Below are 20,074 nucleotides of genomic sequence, written 5' to 3'. Positions count from 1 at the left end.
TAAACTATCGGCAATTGGCTGTTTAAAAGGTGTTTTGACCCCTGTCTCAAAAACGGGGGGCAGTCCCACCCGCCGGGGTGTTTTTTTTTACAGCTCATTCCTCAGACGGCCGTTTTGTAAGAGCTTTCTCCGAAAATCTTTTTGACGGAATTTAATATACAATATATAATATATCACATGTAAGGAGTTCGTTTTCCTAATTATTGTAAGTTAATATCACAATATCAGAATCGGGGGTGTCTATCCTGGAAAAACACGCTGCTCTTTCTTATTCACGAACAACAGGCATTTGGCTTGTGCTTACAGGAGCTATCTTATGGGGGGTCTCGGGAACGGTTGCCCAGTATCTGTTCCAGCACCGCCATTTTAATACAGAATGGCTGACTTCGGTGCGCCTTCTGGTGTCAGGGGCGCTTCTGCTCGGAATCGCGTACCGCAAAGAAAAAGGACGGATATGGGCTGTTTGGAAAGACAGACGGGACAGAATTCCCCTTCTTTTATTCGGGATTTTCGGAATGTTAGGCGTTCAATACACCTACTTCGCGGCAATTGAGTACGGCAACGCGGCAACTGCTACCGTTCTTCAGTATTTAGGGCCAGCGATCATTACATGCTTTTTAGCGATTCGCGCAAAGAGAATTCCTTCAGGAAAAGAGCTGCTCGCCGTCTTATTGGCGGTTGCCGGCACATTCATTTTGGTCACGCACGGGAATGTCGGAAGCCTGTCCGTATCCGGTCTGGCCGTCTTTTGGGGCATCAGTTCGGCGTTTGCACTGGCGTTTTACACCCTTCAGCCGCATCGTCTGCTGAAGAAATGGGGATCTGCCATTATTGTCGGATGGGGCATGCTGATCGGCGGAGCCGCCCTCAGCTTGATCCGCCCGCCCTGGAAATTTGAAGGCGAGTGGTCCTTTCCTGCATATGCCGCGATTGTGTTTATCATCATTTTCGGAACGCTCATCGCTTTTTATTGCTACTTGGAAAGCCTGAAATATCTGAGTGCCTCTGAAACCAGCCTGCTCGCTTGTGCAGAGCCGCTGTCGGCAGCTTTTTTAGCTGTGATCTGGCTGCATGTTCCCTTCGGAATATCAGAATGGCTGGGTACTTTGCTGATTTTAGCTACCATCGCTTTATTATCTATCAAGAAAAAATAACCTCTCTTTTTTAGAGAGGTTTTTTCCTAGGCCCAGAGCACCCCTTAGTCTGAATTACCCATATATTAAAAGGCCTTTTTTCATTTTACTATCATCCAAAAGAGGAAAATAGACCAGTTGTCAATAGAATCAGAGTCTAATAGAATGATGTCGACAAGTAAATCATGCAGGATTGTTACTGATAAAGCAGGCAAGACCTAAAATGTGTTAAGGGCAAAGTGTATTCTTTGGCGTCACCCCATACATATTTTAGGTCTTTTTTTCTGTAACAAACCTGCCATCCATGAATGCAGGAGGATCGAATCGGCAGATCGCAAAAAAAGGTACATACAAAAGGAGACATGAACATGAACATCAAAAAATTTGCAAAACGAGCCACAGTTCTAACTTTTACGACTGCACTTCTGGCAGGGGGAGCGACTCAAGCCTTCGCGAAAGAAAATACCCAAAAACCTTACAAAGAAACGTACGGCGTCTCTCACATCACACGCCATGATATGCTGCAGATCCCTAAACAGCAGCAAAGTGAAAAATACCAAGTGCCTCAATTCGACCAATCAACAATTAAAAATATCGAGTCCGCAAAAGGACTGGATGTGTGGGACAGCTGGCCGCTCCAAAACGCTGACGGAACAGTAGCTGAATACAACGGCTATCACGTCGTGTTTGCTCTTGCCGGAAGCCCGAAAGACGCTGATGACACATCCATCTACATGTTTTATCAAAAAGTCGGCGACAACTCGATCGACAGCTGGAAAAACGCTGGCCGTGTCTTTAAAGACAGCGATAAGTTCGACGCCAACGATGAAATCCTGAAAGAACAGACACAAGAATGGTCCGGTTCTGCAACCTTTACATCTGACGGGAAAATCCGTTTATTCTACACTGACTTTTCCGGTAAACATTACGGCAAACAAAGCCTGACAACGGCGCAGGTAAATGTGTCAAAATCTGATGACACGCTCAAGATCAACGGAGTGGAAGATCATAAAACGATTTTTGACGGTGACGGAAAAACATATCAAAACGTTCAGCAGTTTATCGATGAAGGGAACTATACATCCGGCGACAACCATACGCTGAGAGACCCTCACTACGTTGAAGACAAAGGCCATAAATACCTTGTATTCGAAGCCAACACGGGAACAGATAACGGATACCAAGGCGAAGAATCTTTATTTAACAAAGCGTACTACGGCGGCAGCACAAACTTCTTCCGTAAAGAAAGTCAGAAGCTTCAGCAAAGTGCTAAAAAACGCGATGCTGAATTAGCGAACGGCGCCCTCGGCATCGTAGAATTAAACAATGACTACACATTGAAAAAAGTCATGAAGCCGCTGATCACTTCAAACACGGTAACTGATGAAATCGAGCGCGCGAATGTTTTCAAAATGAACGGCAAATGGTATCTGTTCACTGATTCACGCGGTTCAAAAATGACGATCGACGGTATTAACTCCAACGATATCTACATGCTTGGTTATGTATCAAACTCTTTAACAGGTCCTTACAAGCCGCTGAACAAAACTGGTCTTGTACTGCAAATGGGTCTTGATCCTAACGATGTAACGTTCACTTACTCTCACTTCGCAGTGCCGCAAGCCAAAGGCAACAATGTCGTGATCACAAGCTACATGACAAACAGAGGCTTCTTTGAGGATAAAAAGGCAACATTTGCGCCAAGCTTCTTAATGAACATCAAAGGCAAGAAAACATCCGTTGTTAAAAACAGCATCCTTGAACAAGGACAGCTTACGGTTAACAACTAATAACAACAAAAAGAAAATGCCGATACTTCATTGGCATTTTCTTTTATTTCTCAACAAGATGGTGAACTCAATCATGGCACGAAAATGGCCCGTTGTAATATTGATCTTTTTGGGTGCGTTCCTGTTTGTCGGCTTACTGCCGAACAAAAGCCACAATTCCTCTGACACAAACACGGAGCATAAGAAAGATTACCGTGCGGCGTATCATTTTACGACCCCGGACAAATGGAAAAACGACCCTCAAAAGCCCATTTTTTTCGAGGGAAAATATCATTACTACTATCTTTATAATCGGGATTACCCGAACGGCAACGGCACAGAATGGCGGCACGCCGTATCAGAGGACTTGGTGCACTGGACGGACGAAGGCACGGCTATTCCGAAATACACCAACGAAAACGGCGATATATGGTCCGGTTCTGTCGTCATTGATAAACACAACACCGCGGGCTTCGGCAAAAACGCGCTGGTCGCCGTCACAACGCAGCCGACAGCCAAAACAAAAGCCCAGGAACAATATTTATGGTACAGCACGGACAAAGGAAAAACGTTTACTTCCTATAGTGATCAGCCCGTGATGAAAAATCCGGGAACTAAGGATTTCCGGGACCCGAAAGTGATCTGGGATGAACAGGATGACAAATGGGTGATGGCCATGGCCGAAGGCGAAAAAATCGGTTTTTATGAATCACCCGATTTAAAAAATTGGAAATACACGGGCGGTTTTATCACTCAGCAGATCGGCCTCGTCGAATGCCCCGACCTTTATATGATGCGTGCAGATGACGGAACAGCCAAGTGGGTTCTGGGCGCAAGCGCAAACGGCAAACCCGCAGGCAAACCGAATACGTACGCGTATTGGACCGGAAACTTTGACGGGAAGGAATTTTCCGCCGATCAAGAAGAACCGCAATGGCTCGATTACGGCTTTGACTGGTACGGCGGCGTCACATTTGAGGACGGTAATAGCGAAGATCCGCTGACAAAACGCTATGCGCTGGCATGGATGAACAATTGGGATTATCCGAATGAAACACCGACACTAAAAAACGGCTTTAACGGTACGGATTCTATCGTCCGTGAAATCCGCCTTCAGCAGCAGGACGGCGGCACATACAGCCTTGTGTCAGAGCCGGTTGAAGCATTGAACCAATTAACCTCTTCAACTGACAGCATAGAACACAAACAGGTGAACGGTTCAGAGACACTGCCGATCAAAGGTGATACATATCAGCTTGATATGGATATCGCTTGGTCAGATATCAAAAATGCAGGCGTCAGACTCAGAGAATCAGCAGACCAAAGTCGGCATATTGATGTCGGTATTTCGGCAGAAGACGGCTATGCCTATGTGAACAGATCGTTTACAGACCAGCCTGATAAAACCGGTGCATACGCCGAAAGCAAAGCCCCATTTGACGGAAACAAAGGGCGCGTCCATCTGAAAATTCTCGTGGATAAAACAAGTATTGAAGTATTTGCAGACGACGGAAAAACCGTTTTGACAAATGAAGTGTTCCCAAAACACGAAGATCAGGGAATCACGCTCTTTTCTGAAGGCGGCTCCGCTGACTTTCAGCATATTGAGATGAAGCATCTCGGTTCGATTCATTCTTAGACGTCCCTCTTCATTTCTAACCAGCGCCCGGACTGTGGTAAAATGCAAATATGTATACTACGATTCATGAGGTGTTCCATTGGATAATCAAAACAAAGAACCTGTGCTGAAAAGAACCATCATGCGGGACGAAGTGTATCGCACACTCAGAAACTGGATCATAACGGGCAAGCTCAAACCGGAAACAAAGTTAAAGGACAAGGATTTGTCGGAAACATTGGGAATCAGCCGCACCCCGATACGGGAAGCCTTATTGCGGCTGGAAGATGACGGCTTGGTGATAACAAAAGCGAACAGATGGACGCTTGTCGCTCCGATTGAGTTAAAAGAAGCGGAAAACTTGTATTCCATCGTCTGGACGCTTGAAAAACTGGCATTGCAGCAAGCTCTCCCGCATGTGGACGATGCCGTGATTCAGGAATTGAAACAGCTGAATGAAAATCTTCTTCAAACGATGAAAGACGGCGATAAACTGGCCATCCTGGAAGCGGACAATGCATTTCACCATCGCATCATTCTGCTTGCGGACAACGCCGAACTTCACAAATTGCTAGTAAGCCTGAAAGTCAAAATTCAGAGAATGGAAATCCGCTATTTCAGTGAAAACGGCGCTTTAAACAGATCATATAATGAACACTCTGATATCATTCACGCATTAGAACAGCAAGATGCCGCCGCTGCTTTTACAGCGCTTGAAGCGAATTGGAAAAACAGTTTAGAACGGCTGCAGAACATGGCATAGCAAATGAAACAGCCAAATCACTCATATGATTTGGCTGTTTTACGGATATCACAAGACAGCCGCGTTGGCTGTCTTGTTTACTTTTTGTTTATATATAAATACATACCGTAATCCGTCGGCACAGAAGCATACCCCATCTGTCTGAGCATGGCTGTTATATTCCCGCGATGATACGTTCCGTGGTTCACAACATGGAGGATCATATCGGCCGCTGCGGTTTTCATGATGTCACCTGACGGATGCTCTATTTCAAGAGGGAGACTGATATTTTCTTCCTTTTGCAAAAATAATTGATACCGGTCTGATAATTCCGAGAACATATCTTCCAGCTCTTCTATCTCTTTAGACAAGATGTCCTCTTTTTGCTGTTCAGCTGATTTCAGCGTATCCTCCAGACGCTCTCCGGAGAACACATCAAACCACCCCTTATCCGACAGATACACATGAGTCAATACACCGGCTATCGACGGAAAGACACTTTGAATCTCCTTACGATACACATCCTCCGGAAGCTCTTTAAGCCGGGTGAATATTTGCTGATTTGCCCAAAGATGATAATCATACAATTGCAGTGCCAGATGTCCCACATTACCCTCTCCTCTCTCGATATAGAACGTACGTTCCTCATTATACTACACTACATGCGGCTTTGTACCATCTTCTTCATTCGCAGCTGAGAAAATCCGATAAAAGCCGAAATTAATAAGAGGAGGCCTGCGCCAATATAAATAAACCGCACGCCGAATACATCCGAGATAACCCCCGTTCCGATAATGGAAAACATAAAAATGAACTGAACTAAAGCTGATCTCGCCGCTAATATATTGACCCGTGTCTTTTCGGTCGTGATGTTTTGAAGGAATGTTTCCTGCGTGAGATCTCGTAATACACAAGCCGGCCCCATACACAGCACCAGAAAAAGGGCCGTAACGGCGCTTGTGATCAACCCATAAATAAACGTGAACATTCCATATGCCAAGGCTCCCGTCAGCATAAGCGGAATGAGATGATGCTGAAACTTACCGGATAACTTATAGATGATCAGTCCGCCGATCATCGTCCCTGCATAATAGACTCCGTTGACATACCCCCACCAAGCCTCTCCTTTATGAAGGACGTCATGCACATAAGTCAAGGACACAGACCCAATCCATATCATGCCTGCCCACGATTCGATCACATCCATCACAATGAGAACCCTGAGCTGTTTTTGCTGAAATAAATACACCCAGCCGCTTGCCGCATCTGCAAAAAGGGAACGTTCCCTGACTGCTGCCGGCGCACACAAGCGTACTTGAAGAAACAGAATGATGCCCAAAACCGAAGAAACCAATAACATGACAGTGACGATCATTGTATCGCTCTCTCCCAAGAACGCTATGATGACGCCGCCCAGAGACCACCCCGCAAACTGAACGGTCTGATCCGCCGCAGATAATAAACCGTTCGCTTTCGCCCTTCGATCAGGAGGAATGATTTCCCCAATCAGTGCGCTTTTTATCGGAGCAAACCATCCGTTGCAAAAAGAAATGCCTCCGATCAGACAAAACATCAGAAAAAAGAATGCGGATGAACCGGTTTGGATGACAAAAAACAAACAGACTAACAGTGTGATCTGAATCAATTGAGAACCGATTAACAAAGACCGAAGCGTGAACCGGCCGGTGACCAGCGGCAAAACGGCGCTGCCCAATACGCGACATACAATGCTGACGAACGTCATAAGAGAGGCCATCGCCGTCGAACCGGTTTTTGTAAACAAAAACAAGATGACAGCCATCGTATAAAGTGAGAACCCCAAGTTGATAGCGGTCTGGCTGTATAAAATAGCGTAATATGCCCTCTTCATATTCATCTTCTCACTCCCTGATTATGTAAATCATACCATATTTGCTGATCAGCTCTCTTAAAAAACAGAGTTCAGTCCATCTATTAGTCATTATGAGCAGAAAGAAAACTTTCAGCAAAAAAATAAAAAAGGATTGAATGACACATGTTTAAAATCATCAGTGCGATTATCATTGTTACGTTCGTGTGGGGGTATTTGTGAGTGCCCACAAAAATCGGATTCGGTTATATTTCACCGTTTTTGGCTTTTCCATTGATACCCTTCGTTATTATGAAAGATATTTTGAGTCAGATGAAAGAGTAAATGATGTACAGGATTCCGGACAAAAACAAAAGCCGATGCGCGCAAGCATCGGCTGATTTTTGTACTGTCTGCTTAATGAGGAATATTGAATGTTATTTGTTGGCTAATATCCCCAGTTTGTTCGCCTCTCTAATTGCGCCAACTCTTGATTTAACAGAAAGTTTATTAAAAATCATAGTCATATAATATTCTACCGTACTTATCGAATAGTTAAGAATATGAGAAATTTCTTTATTTGTTTTTTCATTATAGATTAATTTTAATATCTGTATTTCTTTAGTCGTTAAATTTTTGTTACTGTTTTTATTCATATGTTTTGATAGTTCTTTGCTGATTACTATTTGATCATTTTGAATTAAATAAAACATCTCGGCTATCCCATCTGCATCCGAAGCGGCAGTCATAAAGCCCTTAACGTCAAGGTTTATCAATTCATCAAAATAGGTTTGGAACAACCCCTTTTTTATTATTACAACAATTTTGGACGTTAAACGATACCTTGTGCTTTGAAGGTGTTTTAAAAAAGCAATACATTCTCTAATATTATGATGCTCTATATTAATTACAATAATTTCAAAATGGAACTCATTTATTATTGAATATTCCTTACTTTTTACATAAAGGGTATTCACTGATTCCATATCATTTTTGGTTTCAAGCATCGATTTCATTCCGTAACCAAACAAAGGATAGACATCGACTAACAAAAGATTTATCTCCATTTACTTTCTCTCCTTAACTAAGCTCCTCTAATTCTCAATCTAAACTCTTTTCTCCTACTGGTAATTTATTCTTTGGTTAAATATAGAATAACGGTATATTCCGAGTCAATATTACAAAAACACTAATTTTAGATAATTTGCAATATTCAATCATGTTATATAAAATAAGATACAGATTAGCAAAGTTTAGATTAGTTGAGACAGGATAGCTGAGGAAAGTAGAAAAATCTTATACTGTTTAACTCAGTTTTCTCCTGTAAATTAAGGAGGAACCATACATGAGTATTCTTAAAGACTTCCCGTTGTTGAAGAATGGAAGTAAGCAATATTTCACCAAAAATGGGTTAGTCATCACTCGGACTCAGAAATTGCTTAATCGTGCAACAGCAGCCGAACATGTTGATACAATTGTAAAAGGTGTTGATACACAAAAAGGCGCTTTATTTTCAAGCGGTTATGAGTATCCGGGCCGCTATTCACGCTGGGACATGGGGTTTGTTAATCCGCCAATTGAGTTGCGGTCGTTCAAGGATTCATTTAAAATACGCGCCTTAAATAACCGAGGGAAATTGCTCTTACAATATATAAACGATCATCTTTCAGATTTTGAAGAAATCTATGACATCTCTGTAGAAAAAAATACCGAATTGAAGGGAAAAATTATTGGTCCACAAGGAATTTTTTCTGAGGAAAACAGAAGTAAACAGCCATCCATTTTTACTTTAATAAAATATATAATGAGTTTGTTTTTTTCCCCGGAGGATTCATTCCTCGGGTTTTATGGAGCGTTTGGCTATGATCTGATTTTTCAATTTGAACCTACAGAATTAAAACATAAACGAAATGAAAATCAAAACGATCTGCTGCTCTATATACCTGACGAAATTTTAATAGTCGATCACAGACTGTCAACAGCATATCAATTGCAATATGAGTTTTCATATAAATCATATGATACAAATTCGCTGGTACGTGATCAGTTATATTTTCAAGATGAACATCCCGCTGTAAAAATCCAGCCGAAAGCGTATATGAAAGGAAAATATGCGGATTTGGTCCGAACTGCCGCACAATCTTTTATAAAGGGTGATTTATTCGAAGTTGTTCCGACGCACTGCTTTTATGAAAAGTATACTGATAATCCGTCAGATGTTTTTCTTAGGCTGCAGCATTTGAATCCGAGCCCTTATGGATTCATCATTAATTTAGGCGGGGAATACTTAGTCGGATCATCCCCCGAAATGTATGTCCGGGTAGAAGGAAGAAGGGTAGAAACCTGCCCGATTTCAGGTACAATAAAGCGTGGCGAGAATGCGTTAGAAGATGCAGAGCAAATCCTTAAGCTGTTGAATTCGAACAAAGATGAATCTGAGCTAACGATGTGTACTGATGTTGACCGGAATGACAAATCGAGAATTTGTGTTCCTGGGACGGTCAAGGTGATTGGCAGAAGACAGCCTGAAATCTATTCACATTTGATTCATACAGTGGATCATATAGAAGGGCAGTTAAAACCGGATTTTGATTCTCTGGATGCCTTTATCACGCATATGTGGGCGGTAACAATTACAGGAGCTCCTAAAAGGTCAGCTGTTAAATGGATTGAACAACATGAGGAGACACCCCGAAAATGGTATGGGGGGGCAGTCGGACATATTTCTTTTAATGGCGATATTAATACCGGTCTTACACTTAGAACAATATATATGCAGGAAAATCAGGCGGAAATCAGAGTTGGTGCCACTTTATTATACGATTCTATTCCAGATGAAGAGGAAAAAGAAACGCAATTAAAAGCACAGGCTCTCAAGAGTGCGATTAGAGGAAATATGAGGAGAGCTGGAGAAGAAAAGTGTCAAGAAAGCAAAGTCCTTTCCTCTAAAAGTATTCTTCTGGTTGACCATGAGGATTCATTTGTTCATACACTGGCGAATTATTTAAGGCAGTTCGGAGCTGATGTGGTCACGATGCGACACAGCTATGCTCGTAAAATCTTAAAAGAAGAGAATTTTGATTTAGTCTTTCTTTCCCCTGGTCCTGGGCTTCCCTCAGAATTTATGATGAATGAAACCATTTATTTATGTATAAGCAAACAAATCCCAATTATCGGTGTCTGTTTAGGACTTCAAGCGCTTGTTGAATACTTTGGGGGATCACTTGGTATTTTAGATGAACCGAGACACGGGAGGAAGCATCTGGTTCACCTGACTGGAAAATCTAAATTATTCAAAGACGTGCCTCACCAATTTGAGGCAGGCCTTTATCATTCCATTTTTGCACAGTCCATATCTGAAGACCTTCGGGTTACAGCGATCTCAGATGAAGGCATTGTGATGGCAGTTGAACATAGGAATCTTCCTATTGCAGCTATTCAATTTCATCCCGAATCGATCATGTCAGCGCGGCATCAGGTTGGCTTAACAATTATTAAAAACATTATTCATTATATGAAATAAATACAGTGAAGGCCTCCCTAAACTGATGGGAGGCTTCCACATGTCAGGTTTTCATCTTTAATTTGATCTTCCTGCCTTCCGAGAAAGTAATCATACTTAGGACAATGAAACAGCCTATCCACTGTATCCATGTTAAGCGCTCCCCCAAGAAAAAGGCGCCAAAGATGATTGTGATGATCGGGCCCATCATTGAAATCAAAGACCCTCTTACTGCCCCAATCCGTTTGATACCTTCCAGCATAAATAAAAAAGGAACGACTGTTGTAAATACAGCGATGATTAAAAAAAGGAAATATACGGGTAGCTGAAACGACCATAACTCTGTCTGATAGCCAAAACCCTTTCTGACGATTAAAAAAAGCACCATGGCAATGCTTGCTAAGGACATCCCATATGCATTCATACGGATACTCCCTACTTTGCGAACAAGCTGACCGGATAAGACCAAATAAAGTCCGTAAACCGCGGACGACAGAAGAACGAGAAAAGCGCCAAATATATTAGCACTCAATTCGTGCAGGTTCCAGCCGCCAATGGAAAAAAAGATTCCTATGCTGACCACAACGACAGAAATGATGTCTGCAACGGTTATTTTCTCCATTTTTCCGAAAAACGAGATAATCATGACAAAAATCGGATAACTCATAACGAGCATCCTTTCTACAATAGCTGAAACATAATGCAGCCCGATAAAGTCCAACAGCGGAGATAGAAAAAAAACGAGCAGACCCGTGATTCCTGCTCTGACTATATCAGCCTTTGCCGGTTTTTCAGATAATTTTGCACGATACATAAGAAAAATGATGCAAAAAAGAGGGGTTGCAATCAATTGTCTGAAAAATAGCGTTGACTCCGGGGTGGCTCCGAATGTGTAAGCCCACTTAATAAAGATCGACTTTGAGGCAAAACACAGCGTACCAACAATCATAAACAACATTCCGGCGAGAAACGGATGATTTAGTTTGGGCGGAGTATTCACTTCGATTTTGCTCATAGATTCACACCTTTCCTTAGTATGAAAGAAATGAAACACCCAGGCTCATAGCGCAAGGTGCTCATGGTTATTTTTTTATCATACATTTAATTTAATATATTATTTAATTCGATTCTGTAAGCAGTTTCCCTTTTTGTTTTATATACCATAATGCATTTCTATCAATAATTTTAGAAATACTGGAGTCTGAAGCGGAAACAGCATTTTTTAACAGTTCATCAATAATGCTAAATGAAAAATACTTTCCTTTCTCATTTTCAAAGTTTTTTTGTAAATAATAGGTTCCTGAAACAGTGTAACCGCCTATTTTGACTTTCTTGCACTTTGCAAAAAAATCATCAATATTAAAAAGAATGTCTACAACTTTCTCTCTCATAGAAGGATGACTACTTAGTGCTTTTTTTACTTTTTCAGCGGTTAGAAAATCTATGATTTTATATTTATCTTTCAAAAACAAAGATGTAAATGTGATTAAATGGAAATTCTCGATAGGTTTTACAATAACTGTATTTGTCCCTTCGTAAATATCAATAAGCGTATGTAAGTTCATTTCTGTGATGTTTCCGATTAAAATTTTTTGACCCGTGTCCAAGCGTGCTGGTGTATTTTCTAAATACATATAAGCATTTTTGGTTTCTGTATTTTGTGAAAACGAGGTAATTGTGGTGTCTGCACCGACTTTCTCTAATACTCTTTTTGTTACTTCGACCTCACCTTCAATTCTTCCCAAAGTTAAAATAGAGTCAGTTCCTGCTTGACTGAAACTCAAAGTAATATTAGAAATTAATTCAATGGTCTGCAGGTAATCTAATTGACCGGAACTGTGTTTAATCCCCCATGTTCCGTCCTCATTTAATCCAATACTGAATGGGTCCACTGTGATATGGAGAGTCCCCTTAGGATAACGTGCTCGTATTGTCTTAAACGCATCCACATGGTCCTTTAAGACATCATATATATCCCAGCGGTTATCAGAGGGCTTTCCGACAAGACGGAGAGTTATCGAATAAATCCCATGAGATCTTAACTCTTTTATAAATTCAATTGAATTTTCAACAGAACGATAAGGATAATCATCCATATTTTTCATATCCCTGGTGGTGTCGCCCTGTAAATAAACATCAACATCAATCGGTTGTGATAATTTATCCGCACTTACCTCAACCTCAAAATCTTGAGTCAATCTTCTGGATGTTCTCCTTTGATCCCATTTACCAAATTCCGAGTGTTCAAATAATTCTATCATGGTTAAAGCACCCTCTCTACGTATTTGATAAAACAAATTATAGAATTATTCGAAAAAAAAATAACCGATGAATGATATAAATTTTATTAGTGCAATTCCTTTTTGGGTATAAGGTATTCCCTAAGAGCATTTAGTCAGTGGCATTATTGTTTTCAGGTAAATCAGCAAATACTCATGCTGCTTAAAGAGCTTCCGGGCTTCAATGAAATAAAGAAATCAGTTCCAATGCGATTCATGGGAACAGCTTGAATATTTCCAAACGCTCGCACAAACTGAGCATGTCACAAAAGCCGCAAAGCTATTGTCCATCTCACAACCCGCACTCTCCCGCTCAATTCAAAAATACGCATCAGCTGGCCAAAATGCCAGCGCGTGATCAGCATCGCTTGGATAGAAGGCAGATTTTTATCTCCTGTTGCTGAAACGTTCAAACAGCATGTGATTGAACATTTCGGCTGAACAATGCCGTCCTGACGAAAAAAAGCCGATGCGCGCAGGCATCGGCTTTCAAATTAACCTATCATCTCAAGAACAAGCGACACAAAAGCTTCAGCGGCCGGAAGCTGCCATTTTTTCTTTTTGACCAGCATATGAGAATAAAGCCGCTCGAACGGCTCAGACTGCTGAAGAATTTTCAGCTTCCCCGCTTTTACCTCTTCTTTTACCGTAATATAAGGTAAAACGGAGAAACCGAGTCCGCTCATCACCGTCTGCTTAATTGCTTCTATACTCCACAATTCCATTGTTTGTAAATGACTGATATCATGCTTGACGAGAAATCGTTCAAACATAGTCCGATAGCTGCATCCTTCTTCATTTGTAATAAAAAAGTGCTTGCCGCTTTGTTGATAGTCGTCAAAATGTTCCGGTGCGTCACTGCCCGCCACGAGGACGATGCGTTCCTCCAATAAAGAATGATGTATGCATTTTTCCATTTGTATCTCCGGATACACCATAAATGCGATATCCACGCGGCCGCTTACTAATTCCACCTGATTCTGCCCGCATGTTCCGTTGCTCAATATGATATTGACGTTCGGATACTTCATGGAATATTCTCTGATAATCGGCCCCAGTCTGGAAATGGTCAAAGACTCCGGCGCCGCAATTTTTAAAACGCCCTTCACCTCGTGAATGCTTTGCATATTTTTGATCTTGTCATGGGCGGAAAGTAAATCCTCGGCTAACGGTATCAGCTCTCTCCCTAAAGGCGTCAGTTTCAGACGCCTTTTTTCGTACGTAAATAATGCGCCGCCGATCTCCTGTTCAAGCGCCTGAATATGAGTCGTAATCGTCGACTGCGTATATCCCAGCTTCGCCGCGGCCCCTGTATAGCTTCCCTTATCTACAATGGCCTGAAATGTAATAAGATGTCTGATCTCCATATGAATTCACCTCTAAGATGTATCGAAAAAATCAATAATGCGATTTTATTTTTCAATTTTATTTATAACTATTCTTATCATACAATAAAAAACGGTTCCATCACATTAGCAAATGAAGGTGATTTAATGAGTATCATAGCTTTTCTTTCTTATGTCCTAATGACATCTATTACACCCGGACCGAGCAATATTTTAATGATGAATGAAGCGCGCAGAGCCGGCTTTATCGGTTCATGGCGTTTTAACGGCGGCATCCTGACGGGATTTGCAGTGCTCGGCATTCTCAGCGGTCTGTTTACCATTAGTGTTTATCATTGGATTCCCGTCGTGGAACCTTACTTTAAAATTGCCGGAGCCGTCTATTTGCTCTATTTGGCTTGGCAGATCTCGCTGCCCAAAACATCAAAAGGCGATTCTGAAAAAACCCGCTCGTCTTTTCTATCGGGATTTCTGTTTCAAATGATCAATATAAAGAGTATTTTATTCTTTTTAACCTTAATGAGCGCTTTTATATTGCCATTTCAGCACACGTATCCATTGATTGCGTTCTGGCTCGCGTCGGCTGTTCTCCTGGGCTGGGCGGCTTTACTGCTGTGGTCGGCGTTCGGCTCTGTTTTTAAACATCTCTTTGAGAAACACGATAAAGCGTTTCGCATCGTGATGTGTCTGCTGCTCATCTATTCTGCGGTAAGCATTTATCTGTAATTCAAAAAAGATCCGCCTAAGGAATGGTTTTCAAAACAGAATAAAAAAAGAGGGCTTCCTTTCCGGAAGCCCTCTTTCCGTCTGCTACGCCAATAAAAGAAAAATAAGCGCTAAAACAGCCGGAAGTCCTTGTTTTACGACAATTGATTTGTTTGAAGTAAAGCCTCCGAAAATGGCCGCGATGACCACGCAGATGACGAAAAACATTTGAATCATATGGCCAATCGGATCAGCTCCGAGGATCAGCCCCCAAATGAGGCCGGCAGCCAGAAATCCATTATACAGACCCTGATTTGCAAACATGACCGCTACATTCCGATCACCTTCTAAATGCTTCGGCAATTTGAAGGACCGCTTAGCTGCCTTCGAATTGATAAAAAACATTTCAAGTATCATGATAAATACATGTTCTAAAGCTACAATTCCGACGAAAACAGCTGCAATAATCTCCACTGTCCCTCTCCCCTCAGCTTCACTTCAACCTTATTTCCATTGTGCGATTGTTTCGATAGGAAGACGGTAGGAAGCATATCCTTCGTCTGCCGCTTTTCCGATTGATAACAGCATGACCGGTACATAACGCTCTTTATCCATTCCGAAAACCTCGGCAATCTTTTCTTTATCGTAGCCGCCGATCGGGTTTGTGTCATAGCCGTGCGCGCGTGCCGTAAGCATCAGCTGCATGGAAACGAGTCCTCCGTCAATCAGAATCGTTTCACGGTTCACTTGCTCCGGCAGTTTTTCAAAATGCGCCGTCAACGCAGCGATTTGTCTGTCTTTTACTTCCTGCGGCATGTAGCCCAGTTCGACCGCTTTTGAATAAATTTCTTCTAAATAGTCATCACTGTTCATATCTGCGAAAACCGCGATCACCGCAGATGATGTGCTGACTTGTGTTTGGTTAAAGCTGGCAAGCGGCGCGAGTTTTTCTTTTCCTTCAGGGCTGTCAATGACGAGAAAACGCCACGGCTGCGCGTTGACTGAAGACGGTGCTGTCGTTGCTTCTTCCAGGATTTGAGTCATTTCTTCTTTGCTGATTTTCACGGCCGGATCGTAGTTCCGAATGGAACGGCGTCCTTTCATAATGTCCATAAAATCGTTTGTTTTCAGTTCTGTTTTCATGTGTAAAACACTCCTATGCTTTCATATTTTCTATATTATTCTGCATCTGTGACAATACGTTTTTTAACATACTGCGTTCTTCCTCGCTGACACCGGCAAGCATTTCCTTTATGAAACGCTCCTTCTCCTTTTTGGAAGCCTCGATTCTCTCCCGCCCCTGTTCAGTAAGCCGGACAAGTATAATTCGGTTGTCCTCGGGCTTCCGCCTTCTTGTGACCATTTCTTTGGCTTCAAGCTGTTTCAAGTGTCTTGTCACGGCTGCGCCATCAATATTCACCTTTTTCTGAAGATCGCTTTGGCTGATCTCGTCGACGTAAAAAAGCACGGCGAGAAGCTCAAGGCGGGATTGGCTGATTCCGGTGCACGCTTCAAACTTCGTGCCGATCACTTTATGCAGTGATTGGAGCTGATATAAAATCTCGCCTTCCTCTGAACAACATGCTGTCAAAACCCATCCCCACTTTCTTTTGCGCAATTAAATGACTAGTCAATGTTTGATATATCAATAATATACAGCCGTCATTCTATTTTTGCAAGTTTTTTCTCCTTTTTTAAAAAAAGCTGCCGATTAACGGCAGCTCGCTTCTTAATGATTATGTACTTTTCTGAAATTACTGCCTTTTACTTCTGCGACATCATATACCGTCACAAAGGCTTGTTTATCAATGTCATTAATAATTTCTTTCAGTTTGGTTTCTTCCAAACGGTTGATGACACATGTGATTTCTTGGAATTTTTCATGAGAAAAACCGCCGTATGCTTCTTTATAAGTAGCGCTCCGGCCCAATTCTTCACGAATGGTCTCTACCATTAATGCAGGCTCATTGGTGATAATCTGAAAAGTTTTAGAACCGCTTAAGCCTTCCTCAACCACATGGATCACCTTAGATGCAATGTAGTAAGCAATGACGGAAAGCAATGCGCCTTGCAGCCCGAATACAAAAGAAACAAAAATAAACACAAACATGTTTAAAAATAAAATGAGGTCGCTCGTGCCAAACGGCAATTTCCGTGACAGAAGCACAGCCAGCATATCAATTCCATCTAAGGCGCCGCCGTTGCGCAATGCCAATCCCATTCCCAAGCCGAGAATAATCCCGCCGACAACGGTGATTAACAGGGTATCTCCCTCAATGATAGCCGGTGTGTGGTGGAAAAAACTCGTGCCCGCGGCAAGTGAGACAATACCGATAATTGATAGAAACGCAAAACCTTTCCCGATTTGCTTATATCCTAACCAGACAAACGGTATATTGATCACCGCAATTAAGATCCCAAGAGGCAAATGAAACAGCTGTGAACCGACAATGCTGAGTCCGGTCACACCGCCGTCAGATACACTATTCGGAATCAATACGGTTTCCAGTCCATACGCGGCAATAATTCCGCCGATGATGACCATGATGGCCCGTACGATTGATTTCGCTCTGAATTTCTTACGTCTTTGTTTTTCGATTGTACTCATATCATTCCCCGCTTCAATTATTTTTTCTTATTTAAATATACCATAATTGATACTTTTCGTTAAAAATAAGCCTATCGGCTATGTTGAAGCAGGAACCGAGGAAGGAGATGTCACAGATAACGTATCCATTTATGACTTTAATCATTCACAACGCAATCATTCACTAAAAGGAATTAATGACCATTAATAATCTCTTTTATTCCCCTTCTTCACAAATTCCCAATCATGTTCTATATTTTTTCTCACCCGCTGAAGAAGGCTGAAAATGGTTTCTTTTTCCTCAGATGTAAAGCCGGACAGGGCTACCTCCGCAGAATGCTCTCCTTCTCTTTGCAATAACGGATAAACCTTTCTCCCTTTTTCAGTCGGAAACAGTTTTTTTATTTTTTTATTTTGATCATCAGGACGCTTTTCAATAAACCCTTGTATTTCCAATTTTTTGATTGCTCTCGCCGCTGTTGTTCGGTCGACTTTAATCATTTCCGCCACTTTTTCCTGTATCACTCCCGGGTTTTCACATATACGCACAAGATAGAGATACTGCCCTTTTGTTAAGTCTAATTCCTTGAATTCAATATTGCTGATGGAATCCAGTGCCCGTGCGATCATGCCGATTTCCCGCAAAATATCAGTCATATCTTTTCAAACCCTTCATGTTTTTGTTGCATATGCAATATAATTGTTTTATCGTTACTTCTATAAGACCACAAGCAAGCCGTGCAGTCCAGACTAATATGTGAAAAGGATTGATTGATCATGAGGATAAAAAGAATAACAACGGAAATTGGTTTGCAAGCAGCGCTTGAGATTAGAAAAGCAGTATTCATTGAGGAACAGCAAGTACCTGAAGCCGATGAATTTGATCAGTTCGATACGCTTGGGGATCAGTGCGGGCATGTCTTGGTTTATCATGAAAATCAGCCTGCCGGCACAGGACGCGTCCGCATTGTAAACCATACAGGCAAGCTCGAACGAATCTGCATCCTGAAGCCTTACCGCAAATACGGGTTGGGCAAAGTCATCATACGCGAATTAGAAAACATGGTAAAAGAAAAAGGCATCACCCAATGTAAACTGCATGGACAAACACATGCGGAAGGCTTTTATCACAAACTGGGCTATCAGACAGATTCACCGGAATTTATGGAAGACGGCATCCCGCATGTCTTGATGACAAAAGAGCTGTGAGCTGTCACTGAATGAGCAGCCAAACGGCTGTATGAATTATTTACCGAAAGCCTTGTATAAAGGCTTTTTTTCATATTCTGAAACTCACAACTAAAAGGTATGTGTGCTCAGCCGATGCTTGTCACAAATGACCGCCACAAAAAAATCAAAGCTGGAATAAAACTACCAATTTAAGCTTTTAATCTATTAAAAATTAACAGTTAAAGAGATTGTAAAAAGGGAAGAAAATCTCAAATTATACAAGAAAGACTGATTCTCTCTAATATGGACTGCTGACGCGTTACATTTTTTCTATCTTCACATATCTTTAATACTACGTACGTTATAAATAGATTCCAGGAGGAGATATGAAGTGGAAGAAACGAGTATGGAGCCATCACGGCTCTGCAAAGAATTTGCTAGAATTCTTAATTCAACGCCCAGTGTCGTAAATGGCGTATGTACGGCGACAAGATTTCGAAGCAACATTCATCCGGTGGTACTCGGAAGAAGAGCCGAGGCATTTCCTTTTATTCCTCAGGCCTTTTCATTTGAAAGCATGGATCGGGAAGGCAGAGCTTTATGTTTAGGTGAGACTGTTTTACTGCAAGAAGAAGTGAACCCGTTAATGAGTGAGCTGCGCAAATTCGGTATCATCGTAACTGCCGTTCATAACCATTGGCTGTTTGATAAACCGCGTCTGATGTTTATGCATTTTGAATCAATTGATAAACCTCTCACTTTTGCAAGAAAAGTGAGAGAGGCCCTGAGGGTTTTAACTACTAAAACTGTGCGTGCGGTACCAAAAACTGACGGGGAAATGATTGAACGGCATGGTCTTTGTGACGAGTTCAACGATATTCTAGGCGGAACCATGCATACGTTTGAAAATGGAATTTGTACAGTAATGAGATCACGAACGAATATAAAACCTGTAGTGCTTGGACGGCCCGGAAAATCATTTTTGCTCATTCCGCAAATGTTTTCATTTGAATCAATGACAAAAGACGGCCGTGCTCTTTGCAGCGGAGAAACTGTCATTCTGCAAAAAGAAATCAATCCATTTATCAGCGTTCTTCGGAAACATGATCTGATTGTAACGTCACTTCACAATCACTGGCTGTTTGATAAACCGAGACTGATGTATATTCATTTCGAATCGATTGATAAACCTGTCAACTTCGCCTTAAAAGTGAGAGATGCTTTAAAAGTGCTTACTGATAAAGAGGTCAAAGCTTAGCATGTTTCGAAGTATTAAAAAGCGATTAATATAATCGCTTTTACATATGATCAACCGAAAACAAAAAAGAGACCATATATAGGCCTGGCACAGACTTTTTTATGATAAGCGAGACTATTAAAAAACAGCCTTATAGG

General features: G+C 41.7%; 19 protein-coding genes and 1 pseudogene. 9 read left to right on the top strand and 11 right to left on the bottom strand.

The features are described 5' to 3' along the window. Positions 1-236 precede the first annotated feature (236 nt). From BGM27_RS18755 to BGM27_RS18740, 4 genes are all read left to right on the top strand, one after another. A complete protein-coding gene (locus tag BGM27_RS18755) occupies positions 237-1,154 on the top strand; it encodes a DMT family transporter (protein ID WP_007409862.1) in 918 nt (305 codons plus the stop codon). 347 nt (positions 1,155-1,501) lie between these two features. Next, positions 1,502-2,923, top strand: a complete 1,422-nt coding sequence (locus tag BGM27_RS18750; protein ID WP_015240964.1) for a glycoside hydrolase family 68 protein — start codon at positions 1,502-1,504, stop codon at positions 2,921-2,923. A 61-nt stretch (positions 2,924-2,984) separates the two neighbouring features. Further along, positions 2,985-4,541 carry a glycoside hydrolase family 32 protein gene (locus tag BGM27_RS18745; protein ID WP_094031903.1) on the top strand — a complete coding sequence of 519 codons (1,557 nt, stop codon included), beginning with the start codon at positions 2,985-2,987 and terminating at the stop codon, positions 4,539-4,541. 79 nt (positions 4,542-4,620) lie between these two features. Continuing rightward, positions 4,621-5,283 (top strand): GntR family transcriptional regulator, encoded by a 663-nt coding sequence (locus BGM27_RS18740; RefSeq protein ID WP_007409865.1) that lies wholly within the window; start codon positions 4,621-4,623, stop codon positions 5,281-5,283. A gap of 77 nt (positions 5,284-5,360) precedes the next feature. Here BGM27_RS18740 and BGM27_RS18735 read toward each other — a convergent pair whose 3' ends face one another. From BGM27_RS18735 to BGM27_RS18725, 3 genes are all read right to left on the bottom strand, one after another. Further along, the gene (locus tag BGM27_RS18735) at positions 5,361-5,870 is read right to left on the bottom strand and encodes a DinB family protein (RefSeq protein WP_007409866.1); all 510 of its coding nucleotides are present in this window, start codon (positions 5,868-5,870) and stop codon (positions 5,361-5,363) included. Between the two features lie 50 nt (positions 5,871-5,920). After that, positions 5,921-7,138, bottom strand: a complete 1,218-nt coding sequence (locus BGM27_RS18730; protein ID WP_007409867.1) for an MFS transporter — start codon at positions 7,136-7,138, stop codon at positions 5,921-5,923. A 389-nt stretch (positions 7,139-7,527) separates the two neighbouring features. After that, the gene (locus BGM27_RS18725) at positions 7,528-8,157 is read right to left on the bottom strand and encodes a response regulator transcription factor (protein WP_007409869.1); all 630 of its coding nucleotides are present in this window, start codon (positions 8,155-8,157) and stop codon (positions 7,528-7,530) included. Between the two features lie 278 nt (positions 8,158-8,435). On the opposite strand from BGM27_RS18725, the gene BGM27_RS18720 reads away from it, so the two are divergent. Continuing rightward, positions 8,436-10,613 carry an anthranilate synthase component I gene (locus BGM27_RS18720; protein WP_007409870.1) on the top strand — a complete coding sequence of 726 codons (2,178 nt, stop codon included), beginning with the start codon at positions 8,436-8,438 and terminating at the stop codon, positions 10,611-10,613. A gap of 43 nt (positions 10,614-10,656) precedes the next feature. Here BGM27_RS18720 and BGM27_RS18715 read toward each other — a convergent pair whose 3' ends face one another. Together BGM27_RS18715 and BGM27_RS18710 are read right to left on the bottom strand one after the other, a co-directional pair. Next, positions 10,657-11,607, bottom strand: a complete 951-nt coding sequence (locus BGM27_RS18715; RefSeq protein WP_007409871.1) for a DMT family transporter — start codon at positions 11,605-11,607, stop codon at positions 10,657-10,659. A 103-nt stretch (positions 11,608-11,710) separates the two neighbouring features. Then, a complete protein-coding gene (locus BGM27_RS18710) occupies positions 11,711-12,853 on the bottom strand; it encodes a delta-aminolevulinic acid dehydratase (protein WP_007409872.1) in 1,143 nt (380 codons plus the stop codon). Between the two features lie 235 nt (positions 12,854-13,088). Between BGM27_RS18710 and BGM27_RS18705 the strand changes: the two are divergent. Next, a pseudogene (locus BGM27_RS18705) lies at positions 13,089-13,196 on the top strand (LysR family transcriptional regulator); the annotation flags it as partial. A 169-nt stretch (positions 13,197-13,365) separates the two neighbouring features. Here the strand turns inward: BGM27_RS18705 and BGM27_RS18695 are convergent. Further along, entirely contained in the window at positions 13,366-14,238 is an 873-nt protein-coding gene (locus tag BGM27_RS18695; protein ID WP_007409874.1) for a LysR family transcriptional regulator, read from the bottom strand. Positions 14,239-14,364: 126 nt separating this feature from the next. On the opposite strand from BGM27_RS18695, the gene BGM27_RS18690 reads away from it, so the two are divergent. After that, positions 14,365-14,943, top strand: a complete 579-nt coding sequence (locus tag BGM27_RS18690) for a LysE family translocator (RefSeq protein ID WP_022537149.1) — start codon at positions 14,365-14,367, stop codon at positions 14,941-14,943. Between the two features lie 84 nt (positions 14,944-15,027). On the opposite strand, the gene BGM27_RS18685 is transcribed toward BGM27_RS18690, so the two are convergent. From BGM27_RS18685 to BGM27_RS18665, 5 genes are all read right to left on the bottom strand, one after another. Then, positions 15,028-15,396: a DUF1304 domain-containing protein gene (locus BGM27_RS18685; RefSeq protein WP_007409876.1), complete on the bottom strand. Its 369-nt coding sequence runs from the start codon at positions 15,394-15,396 to the stop codon at positions 15,028-15,030. A 30-nt stretch (positions 15,397-15,426) separates the two neighbouring features. Then, positions 15,427-16,065, bottom strand: a complete 639-nt coding sequence (locus BGM27_RS18680; protein WP_004393039.1) for a nitroreductase family protein — start codon at positions 16,063-16,065, stop codon at positions 15,427-15,429. 13 nt (positions 16,066-16,078) lie between these two features. Beyond that, positions 16,079-16,540, bottom strand: a complete 462-nt coding sequence (locus BGM27_RS18675; RefSeq protein ID WP_169510223.1) for a MarR family winged helix-turn-helix transcriptional regulator — start codon at positions 16,538-16,540, stop codon at positions 16,079-16,081. Positions 16,541-16,651: 111 nt separating this feature from the next. Further along, positions 16,652-17,530, bottom strand: a complete 879-nt coding sequence (locus tag BGM27_RS18670; protein WP_007409878.1) for a YitT family protein — start codon at positions 17,528-17,530, stop codon at positions 16,652-16,654. Between the two features lie 183 nt (positions 17,531-17,713). Then, the gene (locus tag BGM27_RS18665) at positions 17,714-18,166 is read right to left on the bottom strand and encodes a MarR family winged helix-turn-helix transcriptional regulator (RefSeq protein WP_007409879.1); all 453 of its coding nucleotides are present in this window, start codon (positions 18,164-18,166) and stop codon (positions 17,714-17,716) included. Between the two features lie 120 nt (positions 18,167-18,286). On the opposite strand from BGM27_RS18665, the gene BGM27_RS18660 reads away from it, so the two are divergent. Then, a complete protein-coding gene (locus tag BGM27_RS18660; protein WP_007409880.1) occupies positions 18,287-18,718 on the top strand; it encodes a GNAT family N-acetyltransferase in 432 nt (143 codons plus the stop codon). 352 nt (positions 18,719-19,070) lie between these two features. After that, on the top strand, positions 19,071-19,937 hold the full coding sequence (locus BGM27_RS18655; RefSeq protein ID WP_007409881.1) for a DUF1259 domain-containing protein: 867 nt from the start codon (positions 19,071-19,073) through the stop codon (positions 19,935-19,937). Positions 19,938-20,074 lie beyond the last annotated feature (137 nt).

The organism is Bacillus sp. FJAT-27001, from assembly GCF_019039175.1.
In the GTDB taxonomy this organism is placed as follows: domain Bacteria; phylum Bacillota; class Bacilli; order Bacillales; family Bacillaceae; genus Bacillus; species Bacillus velezensis.
The sequence above is the reverse complement of the archived record's forward strand: the minus strand, read 5'-3'. Positions and strand labels throughout refer to the sequence as shown.